We start from the raw sequence: 10,207 nt of genomic DNA, 5'->3' as shown, positions 1-10,207 counted from the left end.
AGCGCCGGCGTCTTTCGCCGGGCGCGATCATGCTACCGGCGGGCGCGTCCGTGCGCCGGGGCATCGCAATGCAGAGGATGAATTGAGCGAGAAGCAGACACTGAGAAAGACTATCGGCGGCGGTGAGACGACATCGCCGTCGGCCGTCATCAAGCGGCTTTGGCCCTATCTGCGGCCGCTCATGGGCATCGTGCTTCTCGGACTCGTGGCGATGGGTTTCGTCGCGGCGAGCGAAGCGGGCATTCCGATGCTGCTCAAGCCGCTGCTCGATCACGGGTTCGGCACGGGCGGCAGCGAGAAAGCGAAATGGGTCGTGCCCGTCGCGGTCATCGGGCTCGCGCTCGTTCGCGGCGTCGCGCAATACGCATCGGGCTATCTGCTCTCTTATGTGTCGAACAAGATCCTGCTGCAACTGCGGCTCAAGATGTTCGACCGGATGATCCACACGAGCGCCGGTTTCTTCCAGCGCGAGACGGCGAGCACGGTCATCAACGCCATCGTGTTCGAAGTCAACCAGATTCTGCAGGTGCTGTCCGGCGTCGTCGTCACGCTCGTGCGCGACTCGCTCACCGTCGTATTCCTGCTCGGCTATCTCTTCATTCTCAACTGGCGGCTCACGCTGATCGTCGCGGTGATCCTGCCGGGCATCGGCTGGCTCGTCTCGAAGATCAACCGGCGCCTCAGGCGCCTGAACCGCGAGCATCAGATGCTCACCAACGATCTCTCGTACATCGTCGAGGAGACGGTCGGCGGCTATAAGGTCGTGAAGGTGCACAACGGCGAGCCTTACGAGATCGGACGCTTCACGGAAATGAGCGGCCGCCTGCGCGGTTACGCCATGCGCATGCAGGTGTCGGGCGGTCTCGCGCAGCCGCTCACGCAGTTCCTCGCGTCCATCGCGCTCGCCATCGTCATCACCATTGCGGTGCTGCAGTCGGCGAGCGACCAGACGACGGTGGGCGGCTTCGTCGCCTTCGTCACGTCGATGCTGCTCGTGATTTCGCCGCTCAAGCATCTGATCGACGTGAACCAGCCGCTGCAGCGCGGCGTGACGGCGGCGGAGCTGATCTTCGGCCTGATCGACGAGCCGCCGGAGCCGATGGGCGGCGGCCGCCCGCTCGAGCGCGCGAAGGGCAGCATCGAATTCCGGCAGGTTTCGTTCAATTACGGCACGCAGGATCGCGCGACGCTCGATAGCGTCTCGTTCAAGGTGGCGCCCGGCGAAATGGTCGCGCTCGCGGGACCGTCGGGCAGCGGCAAGACCACGCTCGTCAACCTGCTGCCGCGCTTTTTCGATCCGGCCGCGGGCGAAGTGCTCGTGGACGGCGTGCCGATCACCGAGTACGGGCTGCACGACCTGCGCGCGCAGATCGCGATGGTGAGCCAGGATGTCGTGCTCTTCAACGACAGCATCGCCGCCAACGTCGCCTACGGCACCGTGCCCGACCGCGACCGCGTGATGGCCGCGCTCGCCGCCGCCAATCTCGCGGACGTGATCGCGTCGCTGCCGGATGGCATCGATACGCTCATCGGCGGCAATGGCATGCGCCTGTCGGGTGGTCAGCGGCAGCGTCTCGCGATTGCGCGCGCCATCTACAAGGACGCGCCGATTCTGATTCTCGACGAAGCGACTTCCGCGCTCGACTCCGAATCGGAGCGGCACGTCCAGTCCGCGCTGGAAACGCTGATGAAAGGGCGCACCACGCTCGTGATCGCGCACCGGCTGTCGACGATCGAGCGCGCCGACCGTATCCTCGTGCTGGAGGCGGGCAAGATCGCGGAGCAGGGCAGTCACGCCGAGTTGCTGCGGCTGAACGGCCTTTACGCTCACTTGCATCGCATCCAGTATCAGCAGCAGGCCGCTTGAATCCGCCTCGCGTCGTCGTTCGAGACTCCGCCCGCTCGAGGGGCGGCCCCAACCTGCAAACGGTCGAAGAATGAAGCGAGTCCTGATAGTCAAGGTCAGTTCGTTGGGCGATGTCATCCAGGCGCAGGCCGTGGTCGGCGACCTGCATCGCGCGTTTCCGGGCGTTCAGGTGGACTGGGCGGTCGACGAGAACTTCGCGGACATCCCGCGCTGGAATCCCGGCGTCGCGCGCGTGCTGTGCGCGCCGCTGCGACGCTTCAAGAAGGCGCGCAATCTGGCCGATCTGAAGGCGATCTGGTCGTCGATTCTCGATCTGCGGCGCGAGCGCTACGACGCGATCTTCGATCTGCACGGCGTCTACAAGAGCGCGATCATCTCTTTCATCGCGCGCTCGCGGCGCCGCTTCGGCTATTCGAGGGTCAATCTCGGCGAGCGCGGCGCCGCTTTTGCCTATACGCATCGATTCGCGCCGCGCCATGACGACAACGCCTGGCAAGGCATGCGCCGCACGCTTGCCGACACGCTCGGCTATTCCATCGAAGCCGCGCCGGCCAGCGTTTTCGCCATTCCGAAGCCCGCGAAGCCGCTCGACGCGGCAGCGGACATGCCCTATGCGCTCCTCTTCCACGCGACATCGAAGCCCGAGAAGAAATGGCCGGCGAACCACTGGATCGCGGTCGCAAAGACGCTCGCCGAACGTGGCATGACGCCGCTTCTGCCGTGGGGATCGGAAGCCGAGCGGATCGACGCCGAAGCGATCGCAGCCGGAGTGCCCGGCGCGCGCGTGCTGCCGAAGCTCTCGATCGTGGAAATCGCGCAGCACATCGCGATGGCCGCGCTCGTCGTCGGAATGGACACGGGCCTCGTGCATCTCGCGAGCGAACTGCGCCGCCCGACCGTGATGATCTTCACCGCGACATCGCGGCCGCATTTCGGCATCGACATTCCCGGCCTGTCCGTCTCGACCGGCGATGACGGTCATCCGCCGTCCGTCGATCAGGTTCTCGCGGCTATCGATTCGCTGGACCGGCGCGCTTGAAGGCCGCTCGCGTCATGTTCAAGCCGAAGCGCCATTTCGACGCGACCGTCGCGCGTCCCTTCGCTTTTTTCGTCTGCTAGCCGGGATGCCGAGTCCAGTGAACAAGCCAGTCATTCACATCATCAACGGATTCATGAACGAGAACGGCGGCAGCGAGCAGGAAGCGCTGCATCTCGCGCGTCTGCTCAAAGATCGCAGCACGCTCACGCCGTGGTCGCCTTCGTCGCGCTGTTCGGAAGAACTCGCGCGTCGTCACTCGATCCGGCGCATCGGCATGAGTGCGGGGCATCGTCCGGATGGCGGCACGTTCGTGTTCGTCGGCTCGCACTGGCGAAACAAGCTGTGGCCGTATGTCGCCCGCCGTCCCGAGCGCCTGATTTACGTCTTCAACACCTTTCACCCGAAGATTCTCGCGCTGACCGCGACGCATCCTGCGTTGCTTCGATGGCCGCGCACCGAGTACGTCTTCATCTCCGAGTTTCAGAAAAAGCTCGTGGGCGTGGAGGGCGAAGTGCAGCCGTCGCCCATCGACATCGCGCAGTTCGCGCCGCTGCCGCAGACGCGCGCGGCGAATGTGCCCAACGTGGCGAACGTGGCGAACGCGCGGCCGGTAATCGGCCGTCTGAGCCGCGATACGGCCGACAAGCACGATCCCGAAGACGTCGCGCTTTACCGCGCTTGGGCGGACGCGGGCGCGAGCATCCGTCTGCAGGGCGCGACGAGCTTGCGCGCGGCGTCGGCGGGCGCGCTGGACGCGGCATCGAACATCGAGATTCTTCGCGAAGGCGCCGTGCCCGCCGTCGACTTTCTTCACACGCTCGATGTCTTTTATTATCGGACCGGCGCGCATGTCGAAACCTTCGGGCGCGTGGTGCTCGAAGCGATGGCGTGCGCGCTGCCGGTGGTGTGTCATCGTCGCGGCGGTTACGCGGACTGGATCCGGCACGGCGAGAACGGCTTTCTCTTCGATACGACCGACGAAGCGCGCCGGCTCGTCGACGCGCTCATCGCCGATCCCGCGCTGCGCGAGTCGACCGGAAAGCAGGCGCGCCGCACGGTGGAAGCCATGTATTCGGACGAAGCGCTGCGACGCCGCGCCGACTTTTTCCTGCGCGGCGTGTGATACAAGCATTCAAGGCGGCACTTTATTGCGCCGAAGTAAAAACGGGGTAGCGGAACATAATGCACGTCAACGGAATTTCCCGGCTAGGCCGGTCCGGTACGGAGTCGTACCAGTTGGTTCTGGCAAGGTGGTTTGCCGTCGTCACGCTCTGGCTCGTGCCGACTTCCACTGCGGGCGTGAATATCGGCTCGACGGTGTTCGCGGTGCTCGCGATCGCGTCGCCCGAAGTCTGGCGGCGCGCGCGCACGCTCGTCGCGCGATCGCCTGGCGGATTCGCGGCGCTCGTGCTCTTCGTCGCATTGGCGTTGAGCATCGCGTACAGCTCGGCGGGAGTCGGCGAGGCGTCCGACTTCCTGATGAAGTACCGCAAGCTCCTGTTCGTGCCGCTGCTCTTTCTCGTCTTCGCCGACGATCGCGCCGCGTTCTGGGCGAAGGCGGCCGTGTGGGGCCTCTTCGCGTCGCTTCTGCTGACGATGCTTCTGACCTACACGAACTATCTCGGCTGGACGGCGGTAGGTCCGATGCACGGCACCGATCCCGTGAAGCGGCCCTGGGTTTTCAAGGACCACATTTCCGGCGGCCTGATGATGGCGTTCCTCGTGTGCCTGTCGTTCTCGCTCGCGAGGACGACGAAGCACGCGGGCGCGAGCGGCGCGCTCTATCTCGTCGCGCTGCTCGCGATGGTGAACGTGCTCTTCGTGCTGCAGGGGCGCACGGGGCAGGTCGTCGCGATTGCGTATATCGCCATTTATCTCGTCATGCAGGCAGCGCGCTTTCGCCGCTACGACAGGCGCATGCGCTGGATCGCCGGCATCGGCGCGCTGGCCGCGTGCGCGTGCGTGATCGGCTTCGCAATGTATGCCAAGGACACGCGCCTCGCTGAAACGACGCAGGAAATCAACCAGTTCGAGACGCAGAACAAGCGGACGTCGATGGGCGTGCGGCTCGAGTTCTATCGACGCAGTGCCGAACTGATCGCGCATCGTCCGATCGCGGGCTATGGCGTCGGAAGCGTGCGCCGGGAGTTCGAGCGAATCGCGAGCGTGGAAACCGGCGCGCGCGCCGCGATGGCGAGCAATCCGCACAACGAGTTCTTCCTGATGGGCGTGCAGCTCGGGCTGATCGGCGTGGCGATCTTCGTAGGGTTCCTGCTCGCCGTGGGCAAGGAGTGCGGGCGTCTCGCGGAACCGGAGCGGGGCATCGCGAACGGCTATCTCTTTGCGTTCGTGCTCGGGTGCCTCGCGAATTCGATGCTGCTCAACTTCACCGAGGGGAATTTGTTCGTGTTCCTGATCGGCATACTGATCGGCGCGGCGCCCAGGCGCGAGACGGTGCGGTGAGAACGCGAGCAGCGGTCCTCACATCAACACGATGTCGTACTGCTCCTGACTCAGATTCGATTCCACCTGCAGCGAAACCGGTTTTCCGATGAAATCCATCAGCATCGCTAGATGCTGCGACTCTTCTTCGAGAAACAGATCGATGACCTGCTGCGACGCCACCACGCGAAACTCGCGCGGATTGAACTGCCGCGATTCGCGCATGATTTCTCGCAGCACGTCGTAGCAGACCGTGCGCGGCGTCTTCACCTGGCCTTTGCCCTGACACGTCGGGCACGGCTCGCACAGCACATGCGCGAGCGATTCGCGCGTGCGCTTGCGCGTCATCTCGACGAGTCCAAGCTGCGAGAAACCGTTGACGGTCACGCGCGTGCGGTCCCGCGACAACGCCTTCTTCAGCTCGCCCAGCACCTGATCGCGATGCTCGACATTCTCCATGTCGATGAAATCGATGATGATGATCCCGCCGAGATTGCGCAGCCGCAATTGCCGCGCGATGGTATGCGCCGCTTCGAGGTTGGTCTTGAAGATGGTGTCGTCGAAATTGCGCGCACCGACGTAGCCGCCCGTGTTCACGTCGATGGTCGTCATCGCTTCGGTCTGGTCGATCATCAGATAGCCGCCCGACTTGAGATCGACGCGCCGCGACAGCGCCCGCTGAATCTCCGCCTCGATGTTGTAGAGGTCGAATAGCGGCCGCTCGCCGGTGTAGTGATGCACGCGCGACGCAACCGCGGGCGTGAACTGCGCCGCGAAGTCGGCGAGCATCTGATACGTCTCGCGCGAATCGACCTGAATGCGCGTGGTTTCGTCGTTCACGAAGTCGCGCAGCACGCGTTGCGCGAGGTTCAGGTCCTGATAGAGCAGCGTCGTCGGCGGCACGCGCTGCCCCTGCGTCACGATGGTCGCCCACGTCTTGCGCAGATAGGCGACGTCGGCGGCAAGCTCCTCGCTCGTCGCGTCTTCCGCGATCGTCCGCACGATATAGCCGCCTTTCTCGTCGACGGGCAGCACGGCCGTGAGCCGCGCGCGCACGGCCTCGCGCTCCGCTTCGCTCTCGATCTTCTGCGAGATGCCGATATGCGGCTCCTGCGGCAGATAAACCAGCGTGCGTCCCGCGATGCTCACCTGCGTGGACAGGCGCGCGCCCTTGGTGCCGATCGGGTCCTTCACGACCTGCACCATCAACGCTTGCCCTTCGAATACGATCTTTTCGATCGGCACATGCGGCGTGGATGAATGCGGCTCGCCCGCGATACGCGGATGCCAGATATCGGCGACATGAAGGAACGCGGCGCGTTCGAGACCGATGTCGATGAACGCGGACTGCATGCCCGGCAGCACGCGCACGACGCGGCCGAGATAGACGTTGCCGACGCGCCCGCGCGACAGCGTGCGCTCGACGTGAAGCTCCTGAACGGCGCCTTGCTGAACCAGTGCGACGCGGGTTTCCTGCGGTGTGACGTTGATCAGGATTTCTTCGTTCATGGCCTGTTTAGAATTCGGCGCGCGCCACGCGCAAGAGTGCTGCGGTTTCGAAAAGGGGCAGACCCATGATACCCGAATAGGACCCCTCGATTCGCTCGACGAACGCCGCCGCGCGGCCCTGAATGCCATACGCGCCGGCCTTGCCGAGCGGTTCGCCGGTCGCGGCATAGCGTTGCAGCGCAGCACGGTCGACGGCGGCGAAACGCACCGTCGAACGCGATACCGCGACTTCGAGCAGCGTGCCGTCCGCATCGACGACGGCGAGCGCGGTCAGCACTTCATGCTCGCGCCCGGCGAGCCGTTCGAGCATCGCGACGGCGTCTTCTTCGTGCAGCGGCTTGCCGAGAATCAGTCCGTCGATGGTGACGGTCGTATCGGCGACGAGAATGGGCGCGCTCGCGTGGCCGCCCGCGACGAGCCGCTCGCGCGCGGCCTTCGCCTTCAGCGCGCAGACGCGCACGACATACGCATCGGCGGCTTCGCCTTCGAGTTCGGCTTCGAGGGCTTCGGCGTCTTCATCGGGGCGGGGCAGAAGGAGTTCGTACTCGACGCCGAGTTGCCGAAGCAATTCCTGACGGCGCGGGCTTTGCGAGGCGAGATAAACGAAGGGATAAGAGCGCATCGGATAGTGGCGATTCGAAGTGCGCGCGGCCTTCGACGTCCAACTATCGGGAGGCTCACGCGCGATGGTAGGGATGATTCTGCGTGATGCTCCACGCGCGGTAAAGCTGTTCGGCAAGCAGTACGCGGACCATGCCATGAGGCAGCGTGAGGCTGGAGACGCGCAGCATGATTTCGGCGCGCGCCTTGACTTCGGGCGCGAGCCCGTCCGCGCCGCCGATCACGAACGCGACGTCGCGTCCGTCCTGCTGCCAGTCGGGCAGGGCGTTCGCCAGTTGCATCGTGGTCCAGTCGCGGCCGCGTTCATCGAGTGCGACGACACGCGCGTTCTTCGGCAAGGCCGCTTCGATCCGCTGCCGCTCGGCGTTCATCACGCTCTCGGCGTTGCGTCCGGACGAGCGTTGCTCCGGCTTGATTTCCTTGAGCTCGATGCGCAGCTCGGGCGGCATGCGCTTCGCATACTCGTCGAAGCCATTCGTGATCCAGTCGGGCATCTTGTGTCCGACGGCCAGGATGACGAGTTTCACCGCTTACGCTTCTTTGCGCGCGCTCTTGCGGGCAGGGCGTTTGACGGCGGGCGCCGCGTCTTCTTCGTCCTCGTCATCGTCGGTGACGCGCGCGCCGCCGAACATGTTCGGCTTTTGCAGCTTCACGCGCACGGGCTTGTCGCCCCAGACTTCTTCGAGGTTGTAGTACTGGCGCAGCGCCGGCTGCAGGATGTGGACGACCGCGTCGCCGCAATCGACCAGCACCCACTCGCCGATCTCTTCGCCTTCCGTGCTGATGATGTCGCCACCCGCTTCCTTGACCTTTTCGCGCACGCTGTTGGCAAGCGCCTTGGTCTGCCGGTTCGACGTCCCGCTCGCCACGACCACGCGGTCGAACAGCGACGTCAGGTGGCTCGTGTTGAACACCTTGATGTCTTGCGCCTTGACGTCTTCGAGACCGTCGATGATCGCGCGTTGCAGCTTTTGAAGTTCCATAGTTACCGTTGGTACAGGTGATGTTGAACAATATAGTCCCATACGGCGGCTGGGACCTGGGCGCGGGCAGGGCCTGCGCCTCGCGGTGTGCGGGCTTCCTCGCGGATCGCCGTGGCGGATACGTCGATGAGAAGCGTCTCGTCGATCAGAACGTGCCCGTGCGTGCTTGCGCGCAGCACGTCCGCCGACGCGCGCCGTGCCGCGACTTGCCTTCCGACTTCGTCGGGCAGCGTGCGCAAATCGAAGCCGGGCCGCGTCTCGACACAGACATGCGCGTAGTCGAAGAGCCGCTTCCAGTCATGCCAGGAATCGAGCTTCACGAGCTGATCCGCGCCGATCAGCAGCGCCAGCGAAGCCTCTGCGCCTTCGCGCTCGCGCCAGTGTGCGAGCGTATCGACGGTGTACGTGGGACCGTTTCGCTCGATTTCATCGGTGGCGACGGTGATGCTCGCGCCGCCAAAATCGAGCGATCTCGCCGCCGCCCGCGTCATCGCGAGCCGGTGATGCGGCTCCGAAACGCCCGCTTTCTGCCACGGCTGGCCGGCGGGCATCAGCACCAGCTCGGTCAGTTGCAGCAGTTCGGCGAAGCGCCGCGCAAGCGCGAGATGGCCGTCGTGAATCGGATCGAACGTGCCGCCGAGCAGGCCGATGCGCCTTTCGCACGCCATGCGCGGCGCGCTGGCAGCGGCGGGGCGCGTCGTGCCCATCGTCACAGCCATTCCCGGCGCACCAGAAAGTCCCGGTACAGCCGCGCTTCGGGCGTGCCGGGCTCCGGTTGCCAGTCGTAGCGCCAGTTCGCGCCGGGCGGCATCGACATCAGAATCGATTCCGTGCGCCCGCCGCTCTGCAATCCGAAGTGCGTCCCGCGATCGAACACGAGATTGAATTCGACGTAACGCCCGCGCCGGTACGCCTGAAACTCGCGCTCGCGCTCGGTGTAAGGCGTGTCGCGCCGCCGTTCCATGATCGGCAGATACGCTTTCAGAAACGCGTCGCCGACGCTGCGCATCATCGCGAACGAGCGCTCGAAGCCCGGCTCCGAGAAGTCATCGAAGAAGATTCCGCCGATGCCGCGCTGTTCGTTTCGATGCTTTAAATAAAAGTACTCGTCGCACCACGTCTTGAAACGCGGATACAACTCCGCGCCGAACGGTGCGAGCGCGTCGCGGCATACGCGATGGAAATGCGCCGCGTCTTCTTCGTAGCCGTAGATGGGCGTCAGGTCCATGCCGCCGCCGAACCAGAAAACCGGCGCCTCGCCCGGCTTGATGGCCGTCAGCATGCGCACGTTCATGTGCACGGTCGGGCAATGCGGATTGCGCGGATGCATCACGAGCGATACGCCGAGCGCTTCGAAGCCGCGCCCCGCGAGTTGCGGACGCGCCGCGCTCGCCGAGGGCGGCAGCGCGTCGCCCGCCACGTCCGAAAAGCCGATGCCGCCGCGCTCGAAGAAACCGCCGCCTTCGAGGATGCGCGTCACGCCGCCGCCGCGCAGATGCGCGCCCGGCTCGCGGGTCCAGGCGTCGGTAGCGAAGGGCGTGCCGTCGAACGCGCCGAGCGCATCGGCGATGCGCGTCTGCAGGCCGGCCAAATACTCGCGCACCGCCGCGATGTCGCGGGATGCGTCTTCTCCTGCCTCATTGTCCGCGCTGCGGTTCGGTTCACTCATCGACAGGTATATCGCGCCGGCCGTCCGGCGCTTGGGATCGTGATTCTTTCAAAGCGCGCTGCCGGACACGAAGTCCG

10 protein-coding genes are annotated in these 10,207 nt (G+C 65.1%); 4 read left to right on the top strand and 6 right to left on the bottom strand.

All coding sequences use genetic code 11. From position 1 onward, the window contains the following. Positions 1 to 82: 82 nt before the first annotated feature. The 4 genes from msbA (at position 83) to LDZ27_RS09535 (ending at position 5,369) form a co-directional block, all read left to right on the top strand. Positions 83 to 1,867, top strand: a complete 1,785-nt coding sequence (msbA, locus tag LDZ27_RS09550; RefSeq protein WP_244813868.1) for a lipid A export permease/ATP-binding protein MsbA — start codon at positions 83 to 85, stop codon at positions 1,865 to 1,867. Positions 1,868 to 1,937: 70 nt separating this feature from the next. Then, a complete protein-coding gene (gene waaC / locus LDZ27_RS09545; RefSeq protein ID WP_244813867.1) occupies positions 1,938 to 2,906 on the top strand; it encodes a lipopolysaccharide heptosyltransferase I in 969 nt (322 codons plus the stop codon). Between the two features lie 97 nt (positions 2,907 to 3,003). Beyond that, complete coding sequence (locus tag LDZ27_RS09540) at positions 3,004 to 4,029, top strand: glycosyltransferase family 4 protein (protein ID WP_244813866.1); 1,026 nt, start codon at positions 3,004 to 3,006, stop codon at positions 4,027 to 4,029. Positions 4,030 to 4,142: 113 nt separating this feature from the next. Then, entirely contained in the window at positions 4,143 to 5,369 is a 1,227-nt protein-coding gene (locus tag LDZ27_RS09535; RefSeq protein ID WP_244813865.1) for an O-antigen ligase, read from the top strand. A gap of 18 nt (positions 5,370 to 5,387) precedes the next feature. On the opposite strand, the gene rng is transcribed toward LDZ27_RS09535, so the two are convergent. Genes rng through hemF form a run of 6 tightly spaced genes read right to left on the bottom strand, consistent with a single transcriptional unit; the run spans position 5,388 to position 10,130 of the window. Further along, positions 5,388 to 6,857, bottom strand: coding sequence for a ribonuclease G (gene rng / locus LDZ27_RS09530; RefSeq protein ID WP_244813864.1), 1,470 nt, complete (start codon positions 6,855 to 6,857; stop codon positions 5,388 to 5,390). A 7-nt stretch (positions 6,858 to 6,864) separates the two neighbouring features. Continuing rightward, positions 6,865 to 7,479 carry a nucleoside triphosphate pyrophosphatase gene (locus tag LDZ27_RS09525; RefSeq protein WP_244813863.1) on the bottom strand — a complete coding sequence of 205 codons (615 nt, stop codon included), beginning with the start codon at positions 7,477 to 7,479 and terminating at the stop codon, positions 6,865 to 6,867. Between the two features lie 55 nt (positions 7,480 to 7,534). Next, positions 7,535 to 8,005, bottom strand: a complete 471-nt coding sequence (rlmH, locus tag LDZ27_RS09520) for a 23S rRNA (pseudouridine(1915)-N(3))-methyltransferase RlmH (protein ID WP_244813862.1) — start codon at positions 8,003 to 8,005, stop codon at positions 7,535 to 7,537. 3 nt (positions 8,006 to 8,008) lie between these two features. Beyond that, positions 8,009 to 8,461, bottom strand: a complete 453-nt coding sequence (gene rsfS, locus LDZ27_RS09515) for a ribosome silencing factor (protein WP_244813861.1) — start codon at positions 8,459 to 8,461, stop codon at positions 8,009 to 8,011. A 2-nt stretch (positions 8,462 to 8,463) separates the two neighbouring features. Next, entirely contained in the window at positions 8,464 to 9,180 is a 717-nt protein-coding gene (locus LDZ27_RS09510; protein ID WP_370653291.1) for a nicotinate-nucleotide adenylyltransferase, read from the bottom strand. Further along, positions 9,171 to 10,130 carry an oxygen-dependent coproporphyrinogen oxidase gene (gene hemF, locus LDZ27_RS09505; protein ID WP_244813860.1) on the bottom strand — a complete coding sequence of 320 codons (960 nt, stop codon included), beginning with the start codon at positions 10,128 to 10,130 and terminating at the stop codon, positions 9,171 to 9,173. Before hemF ends, LDZ27_RS09510 begins: the two co-directional genes overlap by 10 nt. Positions 10,131 to 10,207 lie beyond the last annotated feature (77 nt).

Source organism: Caballeronia sp. Lep1P3 (genome assembly GCF_022879595.1).
Lineage (GTDB): Bacteria > Pseudomonadota > Gammaproteobacteria > Burkholderiales > Burkholderiaceae > Caballeronia.
Note: the sequence above shows the minus strand (reverse complement) of the source record. Positions and strands in the feature narration are given on the sequence as shown.

What these genes read in the sequence shown, in the direction of transcription:
- rsfS (WP_244813861.1), bottom strand. Translation starts at nt 8,461, where the DNA reads ATGGAACTTCAAAAGCTGCAACGCGCGATCATCGACGGTCTCGAAGAC.
- waaC (WP_244813867.1), top strand. Translation starts at nt 1,938, where the DNA reads ATGAAGCGAGTCCTGATAGTCAAGGTCAGTTCGTTGGGCGATGTCATC.
- rng (WP_244813864.1), bottom strand. Translation starts at nt 6,857, where the DNA reads ATGAACGAAGAAATCCTGATCAACGTCACACCGCAGGAAACCCGCGTC.
- LDZ27_RS09510 (WP_370653291.1), bottom strand. Translation starts at nt 9,180, where the DNA reads ATGGCTGTGACGATGGGCACGACGCGCCCCGCCGCTGCCAGCGCGCCG.
- LDZ27_RS09525 (WP_244813863.1), bottom strand. Translation starts at nt 7,479, where the DNA reads ATGCGCTCTTATCCCTTCGTTTATCTCGCCTCGCAAAGCCCGCGCCGT.
- hemF (WP_244813860.1), bottom strand. Translation starts at nt 10,130, where the DNA reads ATGAGTGAACCGAACCGCAGCGCGGACAATGAGGCAGGAGAAGACGCA.